The sequence below is a fragment of the Aphanothece sacrum FPU1 genome, assembly GCF_003864295.1.
Taxonomy (GTDB): domain Bacteria; phylum Cyanobacteriota; class Cyanobacteriia; order Cyanobacteriales; family Microcystaceae; genus Aphanothece_B; species Aphanothece_B sacrum.
This window is the reverse complement of record NZ_BDQK01000003.1, coordinates 170927-196674: the sequence shown is the minus strand read 5'-3', so window position 1 is coordinate 196674 and position 25748 is coordinate 170927. Positions and strand designations below refer to the sequence as shown.

29 protein-coding genes, 1 tRNA gene and 1 pseudogene are annotated in these 25748 nt (G+C 36.8%); 14 read left to right on the top strand and 17 right to left on the bottom strand.

All coding sequences use genetic code 11. From position 1 onward, the window contains the following. Window positions 1-50: 50 nt before the first annotated feature. Window positions 51-1727 (top strand): chaperonin GroEL, encoded by a 1677-nt coding sequence (gene groL, locus AsFPU1_RS05455; protein WP_124978453.1) that lies wholly within the window; start codon window positions 51-53, stop codon window positions 1725-1727. A gap of 371 nt (window positions 1728-2098) precedes the next feature. Here the strand turns inward: groL and AsFPU1_RS05450 are convergent, their stop codons facing one another. Continuing rightward, on the bottom strand, window positions 2099-2413 hold the full coding sequence (locus AsFPU1_RS05450; protein ID WP_124978451.1) for a hypothetical protein: 315 nt from the start codon (window positions 2411-2413) through the stop codon (window positions 2099-2101). Window positions 2414-2421: 8 nt separating this feature from the next. Next, entirely contained in the window at window positions 2422-2973 is a 552-nt protein-coding gene (locus AsFPU1_RS05445) for a thioredoxin family protein (RefSeq protein ID WP_124978449.1), read from the bottom strand. A gap of 140 nt (window positions 2974-3113) precedes the next feature. Between AsFPU1_RS05445 and AsFPU1_RS05440 the strand changes: the two genes are divergently transcribed. Further along, window positions 3114-3518, top strand: a complete 405-nt coding sequence (locus AsFPU1_RS05440) for an NIL domain-containing protein (RefSeq protein ID WP_124978447.1) — start codon at window positions 3114-3116, stop codon at window positions 3516-3518. Between the two features lie 288 nt (window positions 3519-3806). Here AsFPU1_RS05440 and AsFPU1_RS05435 read toward each other — a convergent pair whose 3' ends face one another. From AsFPU1_RS05435 to AsFPU1_RS05420, 4 genes are all read right to left on the bottom strand, one after another. After that, a complete protein-coding gene (locus AsFPU1_RS05435) occupies window positions 3807-4652 on the bottom strand; it encodes a prohibitin family protein (RefSeq protein ID WP_124978445.1) in 846 nt (281 codons plus the stop codon). A gap of 519 nt (window positions 4653-5171) precedes the next feature. Continuing rightward, window positions 5172-5447, bottom strand: coding sequence for a hypothetical protein (locus AsFPU1_RS05430; RefSeq protein WP_124978443.1), 276 nt, complete (start codon window positions 5445-5447; stop codon window positions 5172-5174). Next, window positions 5437-5580, bottom strand: a complete 144-nt coding sequence (locus AsFPU1_RS05425; RefSeq protein ID WP_438357545.1) for a BrnT family toxin — start codon at window positions 5578-5580, stop codon at window positions 5437-5439. The genes AsFPU1_RS05430 and AsFPU1_RS05425 overlap by 11 nt, the downstream gene beginning before the upstream one ends. Window positions 5581-5695: 115 nt before the next feature. Then, window positions 5696-6982, bottom strand: a complete 1287-nt coding sequence (locus tag AsFPU1_RS05420; RefSeq protein WP_124978441.1) for a glycoside hydrolase family 10-like protein — start codon at window positions 6980-6982, stop codon at window positions 5696-5698. Window positions 6983-7240: 258 nt separating this feature from the next. Between AsFPU1_RS05420 and AsFPU1_RS05415 the strand changes: the two genes are divergently transcribed. From AsFPU1_RS05415 to AsFPU1_RS05405, 3 genes are all read left to right on the top strand, one after another. After that, complete coding sequence (locus AsFPU1_RS05415) at window positions 7241-7444, top strand: DUF751 family protein (RefSeq protein WP_124978439.1); 204 nt, start codon at window positions 7241-7243, stop codon at window positions 7442-7444. A gap of 101 nt (window positions 7445-7545) precedes the next feature. Continuing rightward, the gene (gene rbfA / locus AsFPU1_RS05410; protein WP_124978437.1) at window positions 7546-7938 is read left to right on the top strand and encodes a 30S ribosome-binding factor RbfA; all 393 of its coding nucleotides are present in this window, start codon (window positions 7546-7548) and stop codon (window positions 7936-7938) included. A gap of 16 nt (window positions 7939-7954) precedes the next feature. Next, a complete protein-coding gene (locus tag AsFPU1_RS05405) occupies window positions 7955-9583 on the top strand; it encodes a glycoside hydrolase family 3 N-terminal domain-containing protein (protein WP_124978435.1) in 1629 nt (542 codons plus the stop codon). A gap of 138 nt (window positions 9584-9721) precedes the next feature. Here the strand turns inward: AsFPU1_RS05405 and mnmG are convergent, their stop codons facing one another. The 5 genes and pseudogenes from mnmG to AsFPU1_RS05380 form a co-directional block, all read right to left on the bottom strand. After that, window positions 9722-11635 (bottom strand): tRNA uridine-5-carboxymethylaminomethyl(34) synthesis enzyme MnmG, encoded by a 1914-nt coding sequence (gene mnmG / locus AsFPU1_RS05400; RefSeq protein WP_124978432.1) that lies wholly within the window; start codon window positions 11633-11635, stop codon window positions 9722-9724. Window positions 11636-11734: 99 nt separating this feature from the next. Further along, window positions 11735-11959, bottom strand: a pseudogene (locus tag AsFPU1_RS05395) (hypothetical protein); the annotation flags it as partial. A 276-nt stretch (window positions 11960-12235) separates the two neighbouring features. Beyond that, window positions 12236-12308: transfer RNA gene (locus tag AsFPU1_RS05390), tRNA-Arg, on the bottom strand. Window positions 12309-12443: 135 nt separating this feature from the next. Further along, a complete protein-coding gene (locus AsFPU1_RS05385) occupies window positions 12444-13115 on the bottom strand; it encodes a uracil-DNA glycosylase family protein (protein ID WP_124978430.1) in 672 nt (223 codons plus the stop codon). Between the two features lie 363 nt (window positions 13116-13478). Next, on the bottom strand, window positions 13479-14168 hold the full coding sequence (locus AsFPU1_RS05380; RefSeq protein WP_124978428.1) for a PEP-CTERM sorting domain-containing protein: 690 nt from the start codon (window positions 14166-14168) through the stop codon (window positions 13479-13481). Window positions 14169-14364: 196 nt separating this feature from the next. Here AsFPU1_RS05380 and AsFPU1_RS05375 point away from each other — a divergent pair, with 196 nt between their 5' ends. The 3 genes from AsFPU1_RS05375 to AsFPU1_RS05365 all read left to right on the top strand — a co-directional run bounded on the left by AsFPU1_RS05375 (window position 14365) and on the right by AsFPU1_RS05365 (window position 16974). Beyond that, complete coding sequence (locus tag AsFPU1_RS05375) at window positions 14365-14559, top strand: hypothetical protein (RefSeq protein ID WP_172957591.1); 195 nt, start codon at window positions 14365-14367, stop codon at window positions 14557-14559. A gap of 28 nt (window positions 14560-14587) precedes the next feature. Next, a complete protein-coding gene (locus AsFPU1_RS05370) occupies window positions 14588-15613 on the top strand; it encodes an AI-2E family transporter (RefSeq protein WP_124978426.1) in 1026 nt (341 codons plus the stop codon). 149 nt (window positions 15614-15762) lie between these two features. Then, a complete protein-coding gene (locus AsFPU1_RS05365; RefSeq protein ID WP_124978424.1) occupies window positions 15763-16974 on the top strand; it encodes a homocysteine biosynthesis protein in 1212 nt (403 codons plus the stop codon). A 122-nt stretch (window positions 16975-17096) separates the two neighbouring features. Here AsFPU1_RS05365 and AsFPU1_RS05360 read toward each other — a convergent pair whose 3' ends face one another. Continuing rightward, window positions 17097-17420: a hypothetical protein gene (locus AsFPU1_RS05360; RefSeq protein WP_124978422.1), complete on the bottom strand. Its 324-nt coding sequence runs from the start codon at window positions 17418-17420 to the stop codon at window positions 17097-17099. A 186-nt stretch (window positions 17421-17606) separates the two neighbouring features. Here AsFPU1_RS05360 and AsFPU1_RS05355 point away from each other — a divergent pair, with 186 nt between their 5' ends. Continuing rightward, window positions 17607-18752: a SpoIID/LytB domain-containing protein gene (locus AsFPU1_RS05355; protein WP_124978420.1), complete on the top strand. Its 1146-nt coding sequence runs from the start codon at window positions 17607-17609 to the stop codon at window positions 18750-18752. A 111-nt stretch (window positions 18753-18863) separates the two neighbouring features. On the opposite strand, the gene AsFPU1_RS05350 is transcribed toward AsFPU1_RS05355, so the two are convergent. Next, entirely contained in the window at window positions 18864-20060 is a 1197-nt protein-coding gene (locus AsFPU1_RS05350) for a Coenzyme F420 hydrogenase/dehydrogenase, beta subunit C-terminal domain (protein WP_124978418.1), read from the bottom strand. A gap of 155 nt (window positions 20061-20215) precedes the next feature. Between AsFPU1_RS05350 and AsFPU1_RS05345 the strand changes: the two genes are divergently transcribed. The 5 genes from AsFPU1_RS05345 (at window position 20216) to AsFPU1_RS05325 (ending at window position 23387) form a co-directional block, all read left to right on the top strand. Beyond that, the gene (locus tag AsFPU1_RS05345; protein ID WP_124978416.1) at window positions 20216-20539 is read left to right on the top strand and encodes a hypothetical protein; all 324 of its coding nucleotides are present in this window, start codon (window positions 20216-20218) and stop codon (window positions 20537-20539) included. 113 nt (window positions 20540-20652) lie between these two features. Continuing rightward, window positions 20653-21099: a DUF2996 domain-containing protein gene (locus AsFPU1_RS05340; RefSeq protein ID WP_124978414.1), complete on the top strand. Its 447-nt coding sequence runs from the start codon at window positions 20653-20655 to the stop codon at window positions 21097-21099. Window positions 21100-21180: 81 nt separating this feature from the next. After that, window positions 21181-21918, top strand: coding sequence for a Uma2 family endonuclease (locus AsFPU1_RS05335; protein ID WP_124978412.1), 738 nt, complete (start codon window positions 21181-21183; stop codon window positions 21916-21918). A gap of 28 nt (window positions 21919-21946) precedes the next feature. Next, the gene (locus tag AsFPU1_RS05330) at window positions 21947-22642 is read left to right on the top strand and encodes a Uma2 family endonuclease (RefSeq protein ID WP_124978410.1); all 696 of its coding nucleotides are present in this window, start codon (window positions 21947-21949) and stop codon (window positions 22640-22642) included. A 28-nt stretch (window positions 22643-22670) separates the two neighbouring features. After that, window positions 22671-23387 (top strand): Uma2 family endonuclease, encoded by a 717-nt coding sequence (locus tag AsFPU1_RS05325; protein WP_124978408.1) that lies wholly within the window; start codon window positions 22671-22673, stop codon window positions 23385-23387. 68 nt (window positions 23388-23455) lie between these two features. On the opposite strand, the gene AsFPU1_RS05320 is transcribed toward AsFPU1_RS05325, so the two are convergent. From AsFPU1_RS05320 to AsFPU1_RS05305, 4 genes are all read right to left on the bottom strand, one after another. Further along, a complete protein-coding gene (locus AsFPU1_RS05320; RefSeq protein WP_124978406.1) occupies window positions 23456-24007 on the bottom strand; it encodes a hypothetical protein in 552 nt (183 codons plus the stop codon). 202 nt (window positions 24008-24209) lie between these two features. After that, window positions 24210-24443, bottom strand: a complete 234-nt coding sequence (locus AsFPU1_RS05315; RefSeq protein WP_124978404.1) for a YgiT-type zinc finger protein — start codon at window positions 24441-24443, stop codon at window positions 24210-24212. A 2-nt stretch (window positions 24444-24445) separates the two neighbouring features. Continuing rightward, window positions 24446-24754 carry a DUF4258 domain-containing protein gene (locus AsFPU1_RS05310; RefSeq protein WP_124978402.1) on the bottom strand — a complete coding sequence of 103 codons (309 nt, stop codon included), beginning with the start codon at window positions 24752-24754 and terminating at the stop codon, window positions 24446-24448. Between the two features lie 76 nt (window positions 24755-24830). Continuing rightward, entirely contained in the window at window positions 24831-25487 is a 657-nt protein-coding gene (locus tag AsFPU1_RS05305) for a PEP-CTERM sorting domain-containing protein (protein ID WP_227873675.1), read from the bottom strand. Window positions 25488-25748 lie beyond the last annotated feature (261 nt).

Sequence of the window (25748 nt, the reverse complement as noted above, 5' to 3'; positions counted from 1 at the left end):
TCAAGAGTGCTAAATTGACTAAAGAAGTGATAATAGCATCAAGGATAAATATGGCAAAAATTGTTTCTTTTGGTGATGACTCTAGACGGGCCCTTGAAGAAGGAGTTAATGCCCTAGCCAATGCAGTACGGATTACATTAGGCCCCAGAGGACGTAATGTATTACTAGAGAAAAAATTTGGCGCACCCCAAATTGTTAATGATGGAATTACGGTTGCTAAAGAAATTGAACTGCCTGATCCCTTACAAAATACTGGGGCCAGACTGATCCAGGAAATTGCTTCTAAAACCAAAGAAGTGGCCGGAGATGGAACCACCACCGCAACGGTTATAGGTCAGGCCCTGATTCGGGAAGGCTTAAAAAACGTCATTGCCGGGACTAACCCCGTGGCCCTGCGTCGTGGTATTGAAAAAACCGTTGCTTATTTAGTCAAAGAAATTGAAGCATTAGCTAAACCTGTCGCTGGAGACGCGATCGCTCAAGTGGCGACAGTTTCTGCCGGAAATGATGAAGAAGTCGGTCAAATGATCTCTTTAGCCATGGATAAAGTCACCACTGATGGGGTGATCACCGTTGAAGAATCTAAATCTCTGACCACTGAATTAGAAGTAGTCGAAGGGATGCAAATTGATCGGGGCTACATTTCTCCTTATTTTATCACCGATCAAGAACGGCAACAAGTAGAACTCGATCATCCCTATGTGTTAATTACCGATAAAAAAATTAGCTCGATCGCCGATTTAGTGCCTATCTTAGAAACAGTGGCCCGTGCAGGTAGACCCCTGTTAATCATTGCTGAAGACGTAGAAGGAGAAGCTTTAGCCACTTTAGTAGTCAATAAAGCCAGAGGTGTCTTAAGTGTAGCTGCTATTAAAGCCCCTGCCTTTGGAGAACGACGTAAAGCCGTTTTACAAGATATTGCGATCATCACCGGTGGTAGTATGATTTCCGAAGAAGTTGGCCTAACCCTAGATACAGTCACTCCTGATATGTTAGGACAAGCGGTCAAAATCACTATTCAAAAGGATAATACTGTTATTGTTGCCAGCAATGAGAATAAAGCCAAAGCATCTGTTGAAAAACGGGTCGCCCAACTACGCAAACAATTAGCCGAAACTGACTCTGACTATGATACAGAGAAATTACAAGAACGGATCGCTAAGTTAGTGGGTGGAGTAGCTGTCATCAAAGTGGGGGCTGCCACTGAAACCGAACTTAAGGATCGCAAACTTCGCATTCAAGATGCTCTCAATGCCACTAAAGCGGCGGTAGAAGAAGGGATCGTTCCTGGAGGCGGTACAACTTTAATTCATTTAGCAGGTAAAGTTGCCCAGTTCAAAAAGACTCTGACCAACCCAGAGGAACAAGTGGCGGCTGATATTGTCGCTAAAGCCCTAGAAGCCCCTTTACGTCAATTAGCTAATAATGCCGGGGTAGAAGGTTCTATTATTGTGGAACGGGTACGCGAAAGCGAATTTAATATCGGTTACAACGCTGTTACCGGAGTATTTGAGGACATGATTGCGGCTGGGATCATTGATCCGGCAAAAGTAGTCCGTTCTGCTTTACAAAATGCTGCTTCTATTGCGGGCATGGTATTAACTACCGAAGCTTTAGTGGTGGAAAAACCTTCGCCTGAACCTCCTGCTGCCCCTGATATGGGTGGTATGGGTGGTATGGGTGGTATGGGTGGTATGGGTGGCATGGGTGGCATGGGTATGATGTAATCGTCTACCTTTTCCTTCAGTTTCGTTTTCCCATTACAGCAAATTGCGACTGAGTGAGAGACAAAAATTGTAGGGGCATAATATATTATGCCCCGATTTTTTTATAATGGATAGATTAACAATAATGAATAATAAACCTGTGATTCGACAAATTTGTCCTCATTGTGAGGGAAAAGGTTATATTTATATTCGAGATTGTAGTGGAGATATTCAGCGACGGGTTTAACTACCAAGAAATTGATATTGGTGATATTACTTTATCGATATAGTTATGTTCATCAAACTAGACCTCAATTATACTTTATGGAGTTACTAGAAAATATTGGACAAGCAACCGATTTGATGAGTCTCATCTATCATATTAAAATTGCCTAGATCCATTCATCATCGTCGTCATCTTCAAATACTTCAACTTCAGGGGTTAATCTAATTTCAGGTTCTGGGGGAGGAGGAGAAATTTCCGGTTCTGGTAATAACTCACTCGGAGAACTTCCATCTACCTCAGTAACGACTATTTCAGCCGCAGGAAGCCAAAAAATTTGCCCCTGGCGATCGCAGACAGCCACTGTCGCAGGAAGCCAATTTTTGAGTAAACGGGAGGAAGGTAAAGCTTGATCAGCCCCTAACCCCGTACCAATGAGTAAATAATAATTTCCTGTTGTATTATGTCTAACAATAACTGCCATAATTAATTTTAGGACTGAACTTGGGCCCCATGACTACGAGGATCACTAGAAGGAGTATTGATGGGAGCATTAAACTCAGAGGTTTGACCCGTAGAATCAGCATAAGGTAAGGTTTGATGGGCTATTAATGCCTCCACATTCGCTTCCATGACAGAAGGTGGTTGTTCTCCTATAGCTTGGGCGATCGCTTCTCCAGTGTCATTGATAAAGACAAAATGAGGGATACCATCAACCCGATAACGGAGAATTTCGGGTAACCATTTATTATTATCCACATTCAACATGACAAAATTGATTGAATTCGCATATTTTTGTTTCAATTGAGCTAATTCTGGGGCCATGGCTTGGCAACTTGTACACCAATTGGCATAAAATTCTGTGAGGGTAGGTAAACCATTCTTTAAAGCCAGTTCTATAGGGGTTGCGGCTTGAGCTTGAGATTCTAAAGAAAGGGAACCTGTTTGAGTTTGAAAGCCAAAAAATATCGCTATACTGAGGATAATGGCAGCAAAGGCAATTAAGCTATTTCTGATGCGGTTTACATTGACGACTTCAGACATAAAAAGAATTGATGGATGAGGGCTTTTACTAATTTAACACCCTGTCGGGCAGAATTTCCTTATCATCTACAGGTTAGGGATGAATACCCGACCAACAAATAAACTTGTACAACTTTTATTTATCTCTACAGAATTAACTCATGAAAAAACGAGTCACTTTAACCTTTCCCAAACGGACTGTTCATATGCCTTTGACTTATCGTTTGGCTAAGGAATTTAATATTGCTTCTAATATTATTCGCGCTCAAGTTGCCCCCAATCAAGTAGGTAAATTAGTTTTAGAATTATTAGGGGATATTGATGCTATTGAAGCAGCGATAGAATGGATGCGATCGCAAGAAATTGGAGTTTCTTTAGCTAGTCGTGAAATTGTTATTGATGAGAATATCTGTGTTGATTGTGGATTATGTACAGGAGTCTGTCCCACAGAAGCTTTAGTTCTTGATCCAGAAACGTTTAAGTTAAGTTTTAAGCGATCGCGTTGTGTGGTTTGTGAACAATGTATCCCTACTTGTCCGGTTCAAGCAATTTCTACTAACTTATAGGTAAATATTAATGATTATGCAAGCAGAAGCCACCAAAATCTATACCTCACAAGAATATCTTGAATTAGAAATTAATTCACAAGAACGATTAATAAAAGGCTAAGGCCTAATTATATAAAAACGAAGTCCGACGAGCGCGGACAGCCATTATTAGGTTGCGTAGGCAACCTTTGTTTATATAGCTTAACTCTTCAGAGTTAAGGTTTATTATTTAGCATAACTTGTCCAGTAGGAAAAAAATAGCTAATAGTAGTCATTATTAACTGATAACTATTAACTATTAACTAATTACTGAGTTTGTATATCTCCTAAATTAAATAAGAAAGGAACACTACTCTTATTATCTCCGCTCATAACTAATACTTTAGGCATTTGTGCGCCCCCTTGTTTCCACGCTTCAATAGCTTCTTTTTGTAGGACTAATTGTCCCCCTTGAGCTTTTAAAGTTTCTGCTAACAAACGTTGCGCTTCTGCCCGACCTTTAGCACGGTTAATGTCAGCTTGTGCCTCTTGTTCCGCTTCTTGAGCAATATAAACTGCTCGTTGTGCGCGTTGTTCAGCAATTTGTTTCTCTTCCACTGCACGGGAAAATTCAGGAGAAAAATTAAGGTCAATTACACTCGTATCAAGCACAATAATTCCATACTTTTCTAATCGAGAATCAAGAGCCATATCAAAGTCTTGTTTAAGTTCACTTCGTTGCGTAATTGCCTGTTCTACTGTACGCCTCGCTGCTGCAATTTTAAATGATTCTTGTGTTTGAGGAGCGACAATTTTAGAGACAATATTCTGTAAGGTTCCTTGAGTTCGACGGATATCAACTACTTTTACAGGATCAAGACGGAAATTAATGGCAAAACTTGCACTAAGATTTTGTAAATCTTTGGTGGAACTTTCGGCGGGAACTTCAAATTTCTGTACCGTAAGATCATAGACATCTACTGTAGAAATCACAGGAGGTTTAAAGTGTATTCCTTCTAATAAGACTCCATCTTGAGCTTTTCCTAAAATACTTAAAACCCCCGCTTGTCCAGGGTTAATAACAATAAATGCGTTAAAACTTATGACTACCAATAAGGCGGCAATAATTCCCCCTATTAACGGTTGTAAGCTAAGTGATGATTGACGATTCACAAAAGTGTCTCCTTGGTTTTATTCAGCTTTAATAGGACTTAGGCAAGGCCCCTATAAATTTTGTTTTTTGTAAGGGCAATTCATGAATTGCCCTTACATCATAGGGTCTTTACTTAAGTCCTGTTTAATCTTAGCGGTTATTACAAATTTCCATCGGCAGACAAAACTAACCAATTATAAGGAGTCTATAGGCAGACACAGTTACCCCATTTTATTTTTAGTATAGCTCAATATCATATAAAAAAGTAGTATGCCTTGAAAACCCGCATTCTCTCGTTGATTATTGCAAAATATTTTTATTTATTTTTTATCACCATGAACATTTTCAAGGGAATTTTGTATTTAATATTACCGTTTTTGATGCGAATTTACACATCAAATATACAAATGTGTTACATAGATATTAATAAAATTAGCTTAACTATAAAAAAAAAGTAGCTGATCTTGTAGGGTGCGTTAATGTTAATGTAAAGCATGCTGTAACCTATAATTATAGATGTAGTCAACCCAGCCTAGCAGCTATTGTTGAGGAATTAATTTAATTAAACTTCTTAAAGTAGCATTAACAGATTCCGAATTAGGAAAATATTTTTTTACATCAGGATCAAGAATAATTACCTCGTTTTGTGGTGGAAAATGTTCGATCTTTTTGGTGCCATCTTCATAATGAATAGTAACATTATGACCTTCTCGATACTGTTCATAATATTTTCCGCGAACAGGATTTTTAAGTTGGCTTAAATCATATTCTTCTCGCAAATCATCTTCTAAGTTATCCTGGATGTTATCGTTCATAATATCTCCTTTCTTTTGGTGTAACTAATCTTGCACTAATTAAACGAATCTTATTATTACGATCCGTATAAGAAACAAAGAGAAATTTGCCTTGATCTGATAAACCTATTATAAGATATCGATCATGAATCATGAATCATGAATTATCAATTATCCATTGTTGAAGAATATTGTAGGGGCATGGCATTAACCAATCATGGAACCCACAGATAAATAATAAATTGCCATGCCCAAATCCTAACAAATTATTAAACTCGTTTAATTGTGGGACGTTCAACTTTAGTTAAGAATAAATTTTTTAATCCTTGTTGACGATCTTTGGGGGGTTCTTTGCCAAAATTCCACAAACTTTCATAGAAGAAAAAAGACACCCCATCAAAAGCTTGTTGACGAGTTCTTTCCACTTGTGTTTTCATTTGTTTGAGAGATACGGGACGACCTTTTAAACCAGAAAGAACCCCAACAGCAAAGGGAATATGCGCTTTTGCTGATTGGACTTCAGGACTGGCTAATTCTCGTTGAAAGTCTGTTAAATTTTCTCGATAAACTTGTAAGACTAATTCTTCAATAATGCCCTGTTTTTCCCAACTTTGCCAGTCTAAAAGGAAACAATTTGCCGAAAATAATTGAGGGTTAGGAGAAACCGAAACAATTAGATTAGGTTTCACTGCTTTAATGGCACTATATAAAGTCTTCATATAAGCTGTAATTTTATTTGCTCGCCATTGTGTCCATTCAGTCCAAGCAGCATCATTAACCATACAATTATTACTACCCATCCTCAAAGTTTTTGGAGTAGTTGGAGGCAATTTTCCCTCATGTTCTTTTTGATAAAGACTAACGGTTACTTCATCGTAACCAAAATCAAAGGGAATGCCAAAATGATCGTCTACTTGAATACCATCTACGTCATAATTAGTGACAATTTCTGTGACCAAATTGGTAATAAATTCTTGAACTTCAGGATTTAAAGGATTAAGCCATACTCGTTTATGAACATTTCCTTCTAACCAAACTGTGCTATTATCTTGACGTTGGGTTAACCAATTAGGATGACTTTGAGCTAAATCTGAATCGGCTGGAGCCATAAAGCCAAATTCAAACCAAGGAATTACAGTCATCTGTTTTTGATGCCCTTGTTCAATCATTTCTTTGAGCATATCTCGTCCTTGTAATCCTTCTGTGGGATCTAATTTTTTGCCAATAACAGATTCAGCAACATCAGAAGGATATAAAGTATAACCCCAATTCCAAACGGTGGGATAGATAGTATTAAAATTTAAGTCTGCCAGGGTGTTAATGGCTTCTGAAACATTCTTTTGAGTAAACAAAACATCACTATCAATATTCGTTAGCCAAACGCCCCTAATTTCAGGAGGAATATTGCGAGATTGAGCCGGATATGGAAAAGTAAAAGGAATTAAAGTGAGAAAAAATCCAAACAGAATGAGAAAGATTATCCAGGCCATACGACCTCTTTGACGACTAAAATTAACAAGGGTGTTTGCCCCCATATCAAATAACTTTTGTGCCATAGTTAAGAAGTGAGTGTTCTTATCGTTACAATCTAGACAATAACTTAAAACAGTGAACAGTGAACAGTGAACAGTAAACAGTTATCAAGGATAAACACATCATTCTTTAGATTTATGGAAAAAACCCAGGGCGGGTTAAGAAAAACCCGCCCCTACGAATTTTATGTAATTAATTTTGTGTACTTACTTAACTCATAACTCTCTTTTTGCCGTCCTAGATTATGATTAATGGTGGTATTTTATAGGCTAAGTTGACTTATGGGAGAATTTTTTCAAAACGTTTCTCGTTACCCTCGTTACCTAATTAGTTTTACCTTAGGTATCTTCTTTTCTGTGTTTGGCTGGGTCAAACCTCTACTGAAAAATCCGGTTACGGCGATCGCCCTTATAGGAATGGTAGTGGGAATCTTTTCTTTACTCTTTTTTACTCTAAAAGCCATGTTAGGATTATCACCAGTGTGATTTTGTCTGATCTGACGAATTTTTGCCAGATGACCCTATTCTAAAACTTAGGGATTATTTTTAAAATGATGGCCCACAATTAAGTAATAAAGAGGGCAAAAATGGCTAATGATCGTCGAGTTTCTCGCGTTTCCTCATTAATTAAACGCGAAGTCAGTCAAATGCTTCTCTACGATATCAAAGATGATCGCGTAGGGGCTGGAATGGTTAGTGTGACTGAAGTTGATCTGTCGGGAGATATGCAGCACGCTAAAATCTTTGTCAGTATCTATGGCACAGAAGAAGCGAAAACTGAAACGATGGAAGGCTTGCGATCGTCGGCGAGTTTTGTGCGACGGGAATTAGGACAACGTATGCGTTTAAGGCGTACCCCAGAAGTGGTATTCCTTGAAGATCATTCCTTAGAAAGAGGGGATAAAATGTTACATCTTCTTAACCAAATTACCTACATTAAGGACGATGAGGAGGATTATACTAAGTTAGAAGAAGAATAACATCCCTAAAACCCCTGTGGCTGATAAATTACCCGTTTGGACTCTGAAACAACAAATTGGACAAATGATCGTGGTTCGTGCTTCTGGTTATTTGTTCGATCATCAAATTTCTTACCCCGCTTGGGAACCTCCTAACCAGACTTTGCGCCATTGGTTGGAGAACTTGAATTTAGGCGGGGTGATTCTTTTAGGAGGCAGTGCCGCAGAATTAGCCCTTAAAACGCAACAATTACAACAATGGGCAACTACTCCCCTATTGATTGCCGCAGATATTGAGGAAGGGGTGGGACAACGGTTTTCTGGGGCTACTTGGTTTCCCCCTCCTATGGCTTTAGGGGTAATTGCTCAACAAGATTTAGGCCAAGGGAAAGAATATGCTGCCCAAATGGGGGTAATTACGGCACAAGAAGCTTTAGCTATTGGTATTAATTGGATTTTAGCCCCTGTCGTTGATGTTAATAATAATCCTGATAATCCTGTTATTAATGTTCGTTCTTTTAGTGATGATCCTCAAATAGTTTCTCAGTTAGCTAGTGCGTTTATTCAAGGGGCTAATACTTATCCGGTTTTGACTACAGCTAAACATTTTCCAGGTCATGGAGATACTAGCCATGATTCTCACTTAGATTTACCTGTAATTGCTCATGAAAGTTCTCGACTAAATGAAGTAGAGTTAGTGCCTTTTAAGGAGGTCATTAAGGCTGGAGTTGATAGTGTTATGACCGGTCATTTGTTAATTGAAGCTTGGGATAAGGAACGACCTGCTACTTTATCTAAACCTATTTTAACCGATAAATTACGTCAAGAATTAGGCTTTGATAAGTTGATTGTCACTGATGCTTTAATTATGGGAGGAATTGCTAATTATGCCTCACCTGAAGAAGTCGCAGTCATTGCCATAGAAGCAGGTGCTGATATTTTATTGATGCCAAAAGACCCTGAAAAAACCATTGAAGCGATTTATCAAGCTGTAGAATCAGGACGTATTACACCTCAAAGAATTGAAGATTCTTTAAATCGAATTTGGCAAGCTAAACAAAAACTTTCTAATTATTTATCTGGTAATGGATATAATCCCTTATTATCTCTGGAACAATTATCTCAAATTAGGGCAACCCAAACAGTTAAGAATATTCTCAAAGATTCAATTCAAATAGGAGGAAAATTACCATTAAGTTTTGTTAAAAAGAAAGAAAAACGCAACTTAATTGTGGTAGATAATTTACTCAGTTGTAAGTTTTTGGAGGGACAAAAACCTGCTGTAATGATTCCTGAAAAATTAGGTTATGATTTACAATTAATCGAGCAAAATAATCTTGAATTGTTTCTCAAAGATGACCGTGTAACCTTACTACAGATTTTTATTCGAGGAAACCCTTTTCGGGGGAATGCAGGGTTAACAGATGAAGCACAAAAAGTATATAAAAAGTTAATAAAGAAAGAGAAAGTACAAGGATTAATTATTTATGGCAGTCCCTATGTGAAAGATTGGTTTTTAGAAAAAACTAAGGTTTTTAAAACTAAATTACCTTGGATTTTTTCTTATGGACAAATGGCAGACAGTCAAAAAATCGCTTGTGAGACGTTATTTGATTTATCTCAACCGACTGAACAAGTCAAAGATACACTTAATGAATTTATGTGATCAGGACTTATTCACAGATGTTATTTGTAGGGGTCAACGGCCGTTGACCCCTACTATTTAAGTACCGAAGCAAAATTAATTGCACAGCTTTCGTAATTCATAATTCATAATTCATAATTCATAATCCTTATACTTCTACTAACTTTTAACCCCAGATTGATAACGCGATCGCAATTCTAAATAAACCAATAAAGCATTAATATCAGCCGGGTTTACTCCTCCAATACGAGATGCTTGTCCCAAAGTTAAAGGACGAATCTTTGTTAATTTTTCCCTTGCTTCCATTGACAAAGTTTCTATCATCATATAGTTAATATCTGGAGGTAAATTACGATTACTATGACGAGTAATTTGGTCAATTTGAATTTGTTGGCGTTTCAAATAACCCGAATATTTAATATCAATTTCTGCCCCTTCTTTTTCCACTATGGTTAACTGAGAATTACCCAATCCATATCTTTCTAAATCTACATAATGAAAGTGAGGACGACGTAATAATTCAGCTAAAGTAACTGACCCTTTAATCTTTTGTTCAGTATCATTAACAATAACAATTCCTATCTCATCCCGTTCTTTAATTCTGGTTTCATAAAGACGTTCCTTTTCAGCAATAATATTAGCTTGTTTTTGTTCAAATAATTGCCAACGACGATCATCAATTAAGCCAATTTTTCGACCTAAAGGAGTCATTCTGTGATCAGCATTATCAGAACGCAAAATTAACCGATATTCAGAACGAGAAGTTAACATCCGATAAGGTTCTCGTAAATCTTTCGTACACAAATCATCAATTAAAGTTCCCAGATAACTATCCTCTCTAGGAAAGACAATCATCTCCTCATTTTTAACAAATTTAACCGCATTAATTCCAGCCACAATTCCTTGGGCCGCTGCTTCTTCATATCCCGTTGTTCCATTGACTTGACCCGCACAAAATAACCCCTCAATTTTTTTAGTCATCAGAGTAGGATAACATTGAGTCGCGGGTAAAAAATCATATTCCACCGCATAAGCAGGACGCAACATAACACACTTTTCTAGTCCAGGAAGGGTTCTCAACATTGCTAATTGAATGTTTTCTGGTAAACCCGTCGAAAACCCTTGTATATACAATTCTGGAATGTCCCGGCCTTCCGGTTCAATAAAAATTTGATGGCTTTCTTTATCCGCAAAACGAACAATTTTATCCTCAATAGAAGGACAATAACGAGGCCCTTTTGAGTCAATAAACCCCCCATAAATTGGGGATAGATGCAAATTATCTTTAATTAATTGATGTGTTTCGGCCGTGGTTCGAGTTAAATAACAATTCATTTGTTCCCGTTGTACCCAAACATCAGGATCAAAACTAAACCAGCGTACTTCTTCGTCTGGTGGTTGGGTTTCCATCTGGGTATAGTCAACTGATCGCTTGTCAACCCGTGCAGGAGTTCCGGTTTTGAGTCGTCCGGTTTCAAACCCTAATTGGTTGAGAGTATCAGTTAAACCAACTGCGGCAAATTCCCCGGCCCGTCCTGCTTCCATCGATTTATTACCGATCCAAATGCGTCCCCCTAAAAAGGTTCCAGTGGTCAAAATAACGGCTTTGGTGGCGAAACAACTGCCAAAATAGGTTTGCACTCCGACTATCTCATCATTACTGCCCAAAACTAAATCTGTGACCATTCCTTCTCGGATGCTCAAATTCTCTTGATTTTCAACAATTTCCTTCATAACTGCCGAATATTCTCGTTTATCGGTCTGGGCCCGTAAGGCCCAAACTGCGGGCCCCCGTGAAGCGTTGAGAACCCGTTTTTGTAGATAGGTGCGATCCGCCATTTTGCCAATTTCTCCCCCTAATGCGTCTACTTCGTGGGTTAATTGGGATTTTGCAGGGCCTCCCACTGCGGGGTTACAGGGTTGCCAAGCAATGCGATCGAGATTTAGGGTTAACATGAGGGTACGACACCCTAAACGGGACGCTGCTAAGGCTGCTTCACATCCAGAATGACCCGCACCTACCACTATGATATCAAAAGCGTCTTGGAAGTCTACGGAGGCCGTTATGGTCATGGTTGTTGAGGATCGCACAGGGAATATTTTTTAATTTTAGCGGATAATTTTGAGTCTTACAAATATTTTTTTATACTCTATTTAACACATTAACTGATGCTTTAAAGCTTTCTGTAAATCATGTCCTGGATTGGTGATAGTATGGCCAGGATTATTCGATGTTGTTTTCCATTCTTCTATATCATGATAAGTGATAATAATTGATTTAAGTAAACACTCAATCGCTACACCTCCAAGGTGCATAGCGGCTATTTTTCTCTGAGAATCACAAAGAATTTCTTGATCTTGATGACGTTGTAAAAAAGCTGACTGGTAATCTTCCATAAATTACTAAGTTAACCTTAATCAGTGTAACTAAGCTTTCTTTGCTATATTATGAGATATTTCAAGAACTCAATTATCCCTTGTCAGTATCATTGGTCTTTAAAAACCACAAATAAGTTTTTAAAATACTTAACAAATACGGAAGTATTTTAATCTATTTGACATAATTACTATTTTGTGTTATTCGTTGTAGTTGAGTAAATTTTGAGTAAACAACGTAACTCTAAGAGTTGGTTACAGGGTTGAGAGTGAATAACCGACAAAGGGAGGAAAACACGGGTATGACAGGACTCGAACCTGTAACCGACGACTTAGAAGGTCGTTGCTCTATCCATTGAGCTACACACCCATCAAATTTATTGTAACTGTTTTTTTTGCTTCAAAATACTTACTTAAATCAATAAATTAAGTATAATCAAATCTTGCTGATATTGACAAGGAAGATCCTCACTATAATGAACCTATTGTCTCTTCAAATGTTCCCTCAAAACTCAATTAATCTTTTTTGTAACATCTGGGGAAATTTAGCATAATACTGTGTATTCAGAGGCGAAGGATGAGGTAAAGGAAGTAAATTGATTTTACGCTCATATTTCTCCCCTAAACTATCGGTTGCTTTTAAAATTAGGGGTAATTTACTACTATAGCGATCGCTTTGTTCCCAAAAGCTATTAATCTCTATTTTAGAGCAATAGGGAGTAAACCATTTAAAGGCCTCGGTTCCCAGGGTAATAATTTCAGTCCCTTTCCAATGAATAATAAGTAATTGTTCGATAAATGGGCGAAACCTCTCTTTAACTTCTTTAGAATAGGCTTTATTCCCAGGAGGTTTATAGGGGACAGTATTGGTCAAAAGCGCGCGATCGCAAATGGTTTGTAATGCTTCTTTATTGGGGGCCTCTTGTTTATTAATAGACCGATAAAAGCCTTTACGTACCAAAGTTCCGGCTGCCCCAATCAAAGGTTGACCCTCATGAACTTCATCTCGTCCGAGATCCCGTCCAAAAAAACAAATCTGACTTTTGAGGTTTCCTGCATAAAGGATAGCATCATTAGGGTTTTTGTGTGCTGCTTCATACACAGGAACATCAATGGGAAAGGGTTCTCGTTGTGCTTCTTGAGAAATTTGGTCTATCAGGGTTTCGATATCAGTCATGGCTCTCCCGACATCTTGGTATAAAATGTATAATCAGCTACAATACTTAATATGGTGGGTTACGACGCGCCTTAAAAGTTATGGGTTTTTCATCAAAATTATAGCCGCGTCTAACCCACCCTACGAATTATAAGCTTTACTTATCACCACAGGTACGGGAGAGCCTCTTTTTTCCATTTCATATTATTTCTATCCTCTTGAAAGAGAAGGCTTGAAACCTCTTTTTTCGATACAATATAGGGAAGATGAGTCAGGTTGGGGGCAATGAATTCTGGTATAAAATCCATGAATTATTGCCCGCACCTAACTCATCCTATGAATAATAAAATTTTATTATCACCACAAGTACGGTAAAGTTGAAATTTAAGCGTTTTTATCTTTCTTTTTGGCTTGACCTAATTTGCGTTTGAACGCACCACCAAAAGCAAAAGCAGCACCAGCACCTAACATGGTGAGAGGTTCAGGAACCGTATGTGAAGCATTGTCAATGCCGAAGCCATCGACGATATCCGAATTATTGCCAAAGACAACAGAATCAAATTTTGTCATCCCAACAATACCGAGAAAACCCGTACCTCCACCAATTTCTGCAAAGACGCTAAGAGTTTGATCTCCTGTGCCATCGAAATTACCTGTCAGGGTTAATCCACCATCATTAACACTAATAAAATCGGCACCAAAAGCCCATGTCTTGAGAGAGGGAAACACCCATGTTATTGTATTAGAAGCAGTGCCATTACCCGCCTGGGTCGCATTATTGTAAACACCCCCAGAGACGCTGTTGTTATTAAACGAATTAGGAAGGGTAATGGGGCCAGAATTGGTGGAAACAATACCTGAATCTAGGGTAATCGATTGTGCTGAAGCAATATCATTGCTAAAAGTATCAGTGAGAATTGTATTCCATCCTGGTGGTATACTGCTTGCGATCGCCGCTTCCCAGGCAGCACGATCTGTATACACAGTAAAAGCACTAGCAGAAGATACAGCACTGAACAATAGGGTAGCGGTACCTGTGACTAAAACCAAGGAATTAACGGTATTTAGCTTCATGGGGTTGTTTTCCTCACATTAAATAAAATATAAGCTATTCGCGACATAGTAACATAGTAGAGAACTAATGTCAAATATTTTGGCCAAGTCAGACAAAAAAATTAATAATTAACTGTCTTATAGTAAAAGATTATGTTAATTTTAACAGAAATGTCGTTCATGTTATCGAATATACTAATAAGGAGATATTTAATTAATGAATTCTCAAACTGGCTTAATTTTCAAAGTCTTAATTTTTTCTTTACTGGGATCGATTTTAATTAAATATGCTGGCCCTTTAATGTCCATACCTCCTACTGATATTAATGCAGCTATTATTATTGTGAGTCTTCCTTTAATGGTTATGTTCGCTTTAATTTGGCGACTAATTTATAAATCATCTGAACTTTAATAAAATTGATTTATTTGGCGTTTTAATTATGAATTTTTCTCAATGGCTTGGCTTTAGTGTATTAATAATTATTGTTTATATTTTCTGGAGAATTCGTAATTTATTACTCTTATTATTTACCGCAGTTATTATCGCTAATGCTTTAAATCATGGGGTAAAACAATTTCAAAATTGGGGTATTAGGCGCGGTTATGCTGTTTTAATATCAATGGTTTTATTATTAGGAACTTTAGGGGGATTTTTTTGGTTGATTGTTCCTCCATTTGCCGAACAATTACCAGAATTAGTCAAATTAGTACCTAAAGGAATTGAACGTCTAATTTTAACATTAAAAGAACAGGTTTCCTATCTTGATCCAGAATTTAGACAAGCTTTACCAACTCTTGAAAATCTGACCAAACAACTCCAGCCTTTATCTCAACAAATTATAAGTCAAAGTTTATCCGTTTTTTATACGACATTAGGGATTCCTCTAAGTATTTTATTATTATTAGTTTTGAGTTTAATGTTATTAGCTAATCCCCAACCCTATCGACAGGGCTTTATTCGTTTATTTCCTTCTTTTTATCGACAACGAGTTGATCAGATTTTAGTTCAATGTGATGAGGCATTACAAGGATGGCTAATGGCTATCCTTTGTAATATGACTATTATTACAATCTTAAGTTTTATTGGTCTATCAATATTGGGAATTCCTCTTTCCTTAGCTCAAGCATTACTAGCGGGAATTTTTACCTTTATTCCCAATATTGGCCCTGCATTAAGTGTCATTCCTCCTATTGCTATCGCTCTTTTAGAAGCTCCTTGGAAATCTATTGCTGTCCTTATTCTATACATACTGATTCAACAATTAGAAAGTCATTTATTAACCCCTTTATTAATGTTTCGTCAAGCTTCATTACTCCCTGCTGTCACCTTATTAGCTCAACTATTTTTTGCTACTATTTTCGGTGTATTAGGATTATTATTAGCCTTACCCTTAGCCGTAGTCGGTCAAGTTTGGTTCAAAGAAGTATTAATTAAAGATATTTTAGATCAATGGAAACCGTATTAGCTGAGGAAAGTTTGTTGGGTTTCGTGCCTCAAACGCCACTTCCTCTACTTGGGGAAACCCCAAGACCGGAGTGGCTCCCCAACCTACAATTTATTACTATATAATGATCCTGAGTCTCCGAAACTAACAACCGTAGAATAATCCGAATAATGCGTACTATTTCCGAAATTAACGACAAAATTTGCCAAAAAAAAGCTATTGTCTGGACAGTAGAAGAACTTAAAGTACGAGTCCAAGATATCGGAGTATCCCAAGCATTTAAAGAAGTCGATGTTATTTGCACAGGAACTTTTGAACCGATGGAATCATCAGGGGCTATGCTTAATCTAGGACATACTGATCCTCCCATTAAAATTCGTCAATGTTGGATCGATGGTATTCCTGCTTATGCCGGATTTGGTGCAGTAGATTTGTATTTAGGAGCCACCGCCACCGTAGATTATGGGGCCAATGACAAAATGAGTGACCTAGAAAATCGTCAGGGAAATCGTCCAGAAAGAGGAGGGGGTCATGTAATTGAAGATTTAATTGCCGGAAAACCCGTTCCTTTGCGGGCCCTTGGCCAAGTGACAGACTGTTATCCTAGAGCATCCTTTGAAACGACTATTACTCGTAAAACTATTAATCAGTTTTATTTATATAATCCTCGTAACTTATATCAAAATTTTATTGTTGGAGTAAATGGGGGCGATCGCCCTCTTTATACTTATTTGGGGCCATTACAACCAAGATTAGGTAATGCTGTCTATTCTAATCCAGGAGCGATCGCACCTTTATTTAATGATCCTGACTTAGAGGTGATTGGGATCGGAACTCGCATTTTTTTGGGAGGAGGAATAGGATATATTGCCTGGGAAGGAACCCAACATTTTCCTTTACAAAAACGCCTTCCTAACCGAACTCCTATCGGCCCCGCAGCTACATTAGCATTAATTGGAGATGCTAAACAAATGTCTCCTCGTTGGGTTAGAGGTTGTTATTTTCTTAATTATGGCCCATCTTTGATGTTAGGGGTTGGGGTTCCTTTACCTGTTTTAACCGAAAAAGTTATCGAACATTGTGCAATTCGAGATGAAGAAATTGTGGCCCCTGTAGTAGATTTTGCTATCCCTCGTCGAGTACGTCCTACCTTTGGATTAGTCAGTTATGGACAGCTTAAAAGTGGTCGGATGACTATTGAAGGAAAAACGGTTCGGGTCGCTCCTTTAGCTAGTTTAGCCCGTTCTAGAGAAGTCGCTCAAGAACTGAAAAAATGGATAGAAGCTGGTGAATTTATGTTAACTGAACCGGTTAGTTCTTTGCCTAGCGATCGCAGTTTTATGCCTCAAGATTTATGGGGATCTCAGATTAGTTTAGAATAATTATGAATTATGAATTATGAATTATGAATTATGAATTATGAATTATGAATTATGAATTATGAATTATGAATTATGAATTATGAATTATGAATTATGAATTATGAATTATGAATTATGAATTGTTAATCATCCATATGTGGCAGTAAATAGAGTAATTCAGTGGTTAATTTTTTGGTGAAATTTTGATAAGATTGACTCAGTTGAGGATGACGATTCCAAGCGATCGCAGTGAGTAAAATTAGGACAATCAAACTTCCTGATAGATTGAAACTCATAAAATAGGGAAATTTTCGTCGAGATGCAGCACAACGAGATAACTTGAGATCACCTTTGACTGCCTGCTGCCAAGATTCACTATCACGCATGACCCAAAAACAGTAATGAAGCTCAATATCATCAATGCAATCTACATGGCTACTAGGATTTTTGGAGGATTCTTGAGACATTATTACTTGTTAACCACACTCGTCTATATAAACTACAGGAGAATTTAGACAATTCCTAAAATATTGACACAATAATTAACAAAATTTTAGACGATCTTTTGATTTGAGCAGAAAAACCCCCTGTCACTTCCCTCAATGTGCGATAAGATTTTCATATTTGTGGATGTGTGTGAGGAGAATTCAACAATGAGACAGCAACAGCAGTCAGACTATTTTGTCTGGCCCTTAAGATTTCTGGGATTTTCGTTTAAATCTTGCAGTTGGCTGATAGGATTACTTTGGGTTATCTTTTGTCTTCCAGGACAAGCAACCGAACTAAGGGTCGCTATTCAAAAAGGGGTCAATAGTGTTCGGGTAGGCAGTTCTACCACTGCCATTGTCCGAGACGCAGGAGGCAAACAATTAGGAGAATTATCCCCCTTAAATTCTTTTAACGCCACCCCAGACAGAACAGGAGTTCGCCTTGAGCAATGGCAGTCTAACCAATTAGTTATTGAACCGACACTTGATGGGGTTGTTTGGATAGGCGATCGCTGGTATCGTGGCAAGGTAAGACTCTTACGACAAGGAAATGGAGTCAGTGCCATCAATTTAGTAGATTTAGAGAAATATCTTTATAGTGTGGTCGGGGCCGAAGCTTATCCTACTTGGCCCCTAGAGGCCCTCAAATCTCAAGCGGTTGTCGCTCGTACTTATGCACTGTACAAAAGTAATACGGCCAGTAATCGTTTTTATGATCTTGATACTACCACCAAAACTCAAGTTTATAAGGGTTTAGAAACAGAACATTTAAGCACTTTTGAAGCGGTGAATGCCACTATAGCAAAAGTGTTAACCTATCAAGGTAAAATCATTCTAGCAGCCTTTCATTCTTCTTCTGGTGGTCATACGGAAAATGTTGAAGATGTGTGGAATTCTTCTTTGCCCTATTTACGCGGGGTAGTAGACTATGATCAACAGGCCCCAGTTTTTGCCTGGAGTAAGTCGTTTAGTGCAAGTCAGTTGGGGAGTCTGTTAGGAGGTGTAGGAAATGTGCGATCGCTAGTTCCTGAAAGGACAACCCCTCATGGACGTATTATTACCTTAAAAGTGGTAGGCAATAGAGGTTCTCGGCGCATTACTGATGATCAATTACGTCAAGCTCTTGATATTAAGAGTACCCTATTTACGGTTTCTACTGATAATGGTACGTTTCAAATTGATGGACGTGGTTATGGTCATGGTATTGGCCTAAGTCAATGGGGTAGTTATTATCTTGCCCAACAAGGGGTTCTTTATGATCAAATTCTCTCCCATTACTATCAAAATGCTCAATTAACTAATCTTAATTAAGGAAATTTAAGGAGGAGTTGTGACACAGGCAAGATGCCTGTGTCACAACTCCTACATGATATTTGATTCTAACAAAGAGGTTGGTTCAATAATGGACAATTGACAATTTATTTATTTCTCCGGTAATTGATATTGAGAAACGATTTTTTTAGCATATTCAGGAACATGATCATCTAATTTTTCGGGATGATTGCGTTTGACATATAAATAGTTCCGCGTAAAATGAGAATCGATGGAAAAACGAGCATATTCTAATCCTTTTGGCCCGATTTTCTCGATAACAACTCCCATTAATTTAGCTGCCCACATTGGTAAAGTAACACCCTGATCATAAGCAGGAATACTTTGTTGAACAGCTTGTTTTCTATCCCCTTTAGAGATGACAGGTTTAGTGTCTATTTGTTCCTGTACTAATTCTAACATTTCTCGTCCTGTATCATTACGAACAACGAGCCATTGCCAGCCAAATTCTGCCCCCATATAGCCTACTACTAAATCAGCCAAAGAGTTCACATAATCAAAACAACTCATACAAGAAGGGGCAAAAACATCTTTTAATTGATTAGTTTTCAAGCCAAAAAAAGGAACCAATTCAGTTGAGCCATCTTCATGTTTAAAATGAACTCTAAAGTCCTGCATAAATTCATAATGAACCACCGTATCAGGAGATTTACTTGTAGTGTCTAAGAACTTTTGTAAGCCTTCACGAGTAACATTATCTACACAGGGAGTTCCTAATACATAAAGTTTCTCTAATCCTAATTCTTTTTCTACTGCTCTTAAAGCTTGAATTTGACAACCTACCCCAATGACTAATAATCGTTTCATCCCTGATTGTTCTATCTGTTCTAAAATAGATAAATTAGGGGATAAGGTTGGTTTATTAACTCTTGCGGCTAAAACTTCTTCAGGATTTTTGGCAATAATAGGCATAGGTTGAAAGCGATCTTCTTTCGTATTTTGAACACAAACCACACCTTCAACTAAACCATCTGTTAACATTTTACAAGCAATACTACTGACAATTCCTGTCCATTGCGCCCCTTCAATTGGTTCTTTCTTTTTGGCAGCCATCATCTCTTGATGCACCCCAAAATACCAATCATCTTCATTGTCTAAATTACGAGAATATCCATGAGCAATTTCTTCAAGTTCTTTAATTTGTTGATTAAGAAAAGCACAAGCTTCTTTCACATAATGGATATAATAAGTATCACATAATCCACACTCACTACAGAGTTCTTTCGCTGGACGACGACTTCCTGGTTTGAGAGCTTTAGCTTTAGTATGAGGGGCAATTGATGACATAAAGTAAGGTAGATTTGTTATGTAAGATCAAGCATCATAGTTTAGGTTACGACATTTTGGTAACAAAAAGCGATCAATGTTAAAAGACTGTAACGAAACAGCCAGAGATTTATCTTAGGTAAATTTGCCATGAAATAGGGGATTAATTCGAGAAAATGAACCTTAATCAATTATTTTTATTTAACTCACAAAAACGTCAACAATTAAAACATAATTATCAATTGCTTAAACAAGCAGTCGAAACAGTAGGCAAAGAATTTGAGCAAAAATCCTATCTAGAATTGTTACAACCAGCAGAAGAACTGTTTACTGTTAAAATGTTTGAGGAACATTATCTAACATTTTCCGGTGAAGCTTATCATCTCAAAAAAGATGGAACCATTTGTTTTTGTCTAGATGTAGATGGCTTACCAACTTTATTCGGCATTAAACCATCTTATCATTTTTATAAACGTCGTGATGGTTCAGTTTATTACTAAAACCACTTATAAAAAATTTTGGGATAAATGTTTCTTATTTTGAGAAGATAGCGTATTCTAGAGATAATCACTTAATTAAGTTGTTTAGCGCGATCGCAATTTGAGTAACCACTATGACAGATGAAACTACCCCCACGACTCCCACTTCTGAAGCTAAACCAGCAGCTAAAAAAGAGAAACCTCCAGCTATTGAAGATAAACCCTTCACTGAATTTATGGAACAACACTTTACCCCTGCGCTAAAACAAGAATTAAATAAGCAGGGACTTAAGGATGTAGAATTATCTTTTGTTAAAGAGAAAGTGTCTATTTCTGGAGCAAATTCAGATGATAGCTGTTGGCAAGTTATTGGAACTTGGAAAAGTGGTCAACGTCAGTTTAAACTTTATTTTCCTGAAGAAAATATTAACGGACAAAAAGCCTTTTCTTATGGACTTAATGGCAAGATTCCCAGCACCATTGAATCCTTTATGATTGACGAACGTAAAACTACTTTGGATTTAATGCTTTTATATACGTTACAACGTTTGAACGGACAAAAATGGCTGACTCGTAATTAACGGGAACTTACTCACAGACCCTAACTGTAGGGGCAATTAATGAATTGTCCCTACTCATTATTAAATGATGGATCAATTAAGATGACACAATCATTATCAATTCCCCTTGATGCAACTATTATCTATCCTGAAAAAGATGGCAAACCTATGTCAGATAATACTAAACAATTTCGTTGGATAGTCGTTATTAAAGAAAATTTAGAATTATTATTTGCTGATAATCCTAATATTTTTGTCGCCGGTGATTTATTATGGTATCCCAGACAAGGAGATAATAAAATTCGTCAAGCTCCTGATATAATGATAGTTATTGGAAGACCGAAAGGAGATAGAGGTTCTTATCGACAATGGGAAGAAGATAATATGGCACCTCAAGTAGTTTTTGAGATATTATCCCCAGGAAATCGTTTATTAGAAATGGCGAAAAAGTTTAAATTTTATGAACATCATGGCATAGAAGAATATTATCTTTATGATCCTGATAAAATAGATTTACAAGGATGGTTACGTCAGGAAAATGAATTAACTGTGATTGAAGATATACAAAATTGGGTGAGTCCAAGATTAGGCATTAAATTTGAATTAAATGCAGAAACTTTAGCAATTTTTCGTCCTGATGGAGATAAATTCTTAACATTTGTAGAGTTAGGAAAATTAAGAGAACAAGAAACCAAAAGAGCAGATGAGGAAAGACAAAGAGCAGATGAGGAAAGACAAAGAGCAAATGAATTTGAATCTCAATTACAACAAGAAAAAGAACAGAGGAGAATTTTAGAAGAAAAATTGAAAGAATTAGGAATTGACCTTAATAATCTTTAAGTCACCTTTTTAACCTAAAAGAAAAACAATGACACAATCATTATCAGTTCCCCTTGATGCAACTATTATCTATCCTGAAAAAGATGGCAAACCTATGTCAGATAATACTAAACAATTTCGTTGGATAGTCGTTATTAAAGAAAATTTAGAATTATTATTTGCCGATAATCCTAATATTTTTGTCGCCGGTGATTTATTATGGTATCCCAGACAAGGAGATAATAAAATTCGTCAAGCTCCTGATATAATGATAGTTATTGGAAGACCGAAAGGAGATAGAGGTTCTTATCGACAATGGGAAGAAAATAATATGGCACCTCAAGTAGTTTTTGAGATATTATCCCCAGGAAATCGTTTATTAGAAATGGCGAAAAAGTTTAAATTTTATGAACATCATGGCATAGAAGAATATTATCTTTATGATCCTGATAAAATAGATTTACAGGGATGGTTACGTCAGGAAAATGAATTAACTGTGATTGAAGATATAGAAAATTGGGTGAGTCCAAGATTAGGCATTAAATTTGAATTAAATGCAGAAACTTTAGCAATTTTTCGTCCTGATGGAGATAAATTCTTAACATTTGTAGAATTAGGAAAGTTAAAAGAACAAGAAACCAAAAGAGCAGATGATCTTCAACAACAATTACAACAAGAAAAAGAACAGAGGAGAATGTTAGAAGAAAAATTGAAAGAATTAGGAATTGACCTTAATAATCTTTAAGTCACCTTTTTAACCTAAAAGAAAAACAATGACACAATCATTATCAGTTCCCCTTGATGCAACTATTATCTATCCTGAAAAAGATGGCAAACCTATGTCAGATAATACTAAACAATTTCGTTGGATAGTCGTTATTAAAGAGAATTTAGAATTATTATTTGCCGATAATCCTAATATTTTTGTCGCCGGTGATTTATTATGGTATCCCAGACAAGGAGATAATAAAATTCGTCAAGCTCCTGATATAATGATAGTTATTGGAAGACCGAAAGGAGATAGAGGTTCTTATCGACAATGGGAAGAAAATAATATGGCACCTCAAGTAGTTTTTGAGATATTATCCCCAGGAAATCGTTTATTAGAAATGGCGAAAAAGTTTAAATTTTATGAACATCATGGCATAGAAGAATATTATCTTTATGATCCTGATAAAATAGATTTACAGGGATGGTTACGTCAGGAAAATGAATTAACTGTGATTGAAGATATAGAAAATTGGGTGAGTCCAAGATTAGGCATTAAATTTGAATTAAATGCAGAAACTTTAGCAATTTTTCGTCCTGATGGAGATAAATTTTTAACATTTGTAGAGTTAGGAAAATTAAGAGAACAAGAAACCAAAAGAGCAGATGAGGAAAGACAAAGAGCAGATGAATTTGAATCTCAATTACAACAAGAAAAAGAACAGAGGAGAATTTTAGAAGAAAAGTTAAAAGAATTAGGAATTGACCTTAATAATATTTAAACTTTAAGTAGGGGTCAACGGCCGTTGACCCCTACCATAAACTGTTATTTTTAAGTCTATTTTTATTCTTAAGGTTTGAGGTTTCCCCCGCGAATTACCCAACCAACTACACTACTGATAGTCGCTGTTATTGTTATAATTACTATCTGTCTCCAATTCTTTAATTCTCCTACCTTTTCTGCGAGATCTGGAATTTTTAGTATTGCTCCTTCTATTATTTTAATTCTCTCGCTTACTCCATTGAGTTTAGCATCAACGGTTTTAATCTCTCCCTTAATTTCCGTTTGTCCTATTGTAAGAGTTTGACTTTTCTCACTAATTTCTTCCTTAATTTCTGTTTGTTTTATTTCAAGGGTTTTGATTTCTCCCTTGATTTCCGTTTGTCCTATTTTAAGAGTTTGACTTTTCTCGTTAATTTCTTTTTTAAGTTCTATTTGTCCTATTTCAAGAGTTTTAATTTCCTCTTTAAGTTCTGTTTGTCCTATTTCAAGGGAATTTAATCGAGTCTCAATTGTACTTAATCGAGTTTCTAAGACATTCTGACCTTTTTCTAACCTATCAAAACTACCTATAATTAAGTCTTCTAATCTTTTGAGATCACTTTCTGTTATCTTTGACATCTGGGTTATTCTCCAATATTCGACAAGTCTCCTAGAATTAACTAGAGAACTATCTTTATGATCGGTTACGGCATCTTATCTTCAGTATATGATAGGATGACCTTCAACACCATAAATCAATGTACAATTGTAATGGGAAAGAAAAAACACAAGAAAACTATACGTTCCCTGATAAAAAGAATTGATTAACCGAAAATATAGTTTAACCTTGATAAGCAAAGACATCGACTTGAATAGATTTTGTCGGTTTAGTTTCTCCTTGAATCATCAGACGGACTTTTTCAGCAGTTTCACTACTAAAAATTATCTCTCCACAACGACAACAAACTTGAGCAGGAATATTTTCAATTAAAATCAATTTTCCTTTAATCTCAAAGGTTTCATTAACAAATTTATCTTGTAATTCATCTGAACCGCAATTATAACAATTAGACATTTTTACCTCCGTTGTGAATAATTAATCCATTCGTTTTTATTAGGTTCATATAGGGTAATAATAGTCGTTCTGGGAGAATCTAAACGAGATGTTTGGATATGTAATGGTCTATTTTCTTGGGTAAATCCTAACAAAAGACAACTGGGTGTGTATTTATCATTGGGATAATCTTCAATAATTATGGCATTTTTCCCAGTATCCATAATTTCTTGTTTAGATATATTCCGTTCAACTACACGCTTCAAAGCATGGCGTGTTAAATCAAATTGTCCAGATTTTAGTTGTTGGCAAATATTATCTAATGATTTCATCTTTTTGAAAAGTCCCCTAGAATTAACGAGAGGACTATCTTTAATTATCGTTTATAGCTAATAAACATCAGCTAATTTATTTTTTCTTGCTATTCTTGGCAAGTTTGCGTTTAAAATTGGCACCCAATGCAATGGCGGTTCCTGCACCTAACATAGCCAGGGGTTCAGGTTCAGGTACGGCCTGGTACTTAAAAGTCCCTGTCGCATAACGATTAGCTGGCAAAATATCTACAGTATCTCCAATACTCGAACCAAGTGTTCCACCATAACGGCTACTACCAACAAAGGAGATGAGTCCTCCGCCATCATTAGTTGTCCAAGGCGTTGGATCATAAGAATTGCCGTTTAGATCATTTCCAGAATAGCCATAGGAAACGATAGTATAGCTACCTGGATCTAAAACTAAGGGACTCAACAGAGTTTTGAAACGACTACCGCCTTCTAAAGAACCGGGATCACTATTAGAGAAAGTCAACGTAGCTAACTTAGCAATCCCTGTATCACCACTTCTCGACCATAACTCCGTTGTTAGGGTTCCAACAATACCATTTCCAAGATCATCAAAAGCACCCAGTTCAGAAACTTTGATACTGTTATTGACATCAAAATCCATACCTAGAATACCACCAAAATCTTGATTTCCAGCCTGTCCTGATGGTACTTGATAAGCAGTAAATGAACTTGCTTGGACTGATGTAAAAGGAGTTAAAAAAGCAAGAGTAGTACCAGCCATTAATAAGCCAGGCTTTACCCCCCCCCGAAAATAGATAAGTTTTGCTAAACTAAACATGGTAGAACTCCAAAAAATGATTTACAGACAACCCTCTTTCATCAGTCTAGGCAGGAGAATAACAAAAGTAATCCGAACAAAAGACTAAATAGTGTAAGCAGTCAAACTCATTCATCCGCACAAATGCGGAATGTAGTCATAAAACTTTACATATTGAGAGTTTATCCATTGAAGATCAAGGTTAGTCAAGATTAAAAGAATACA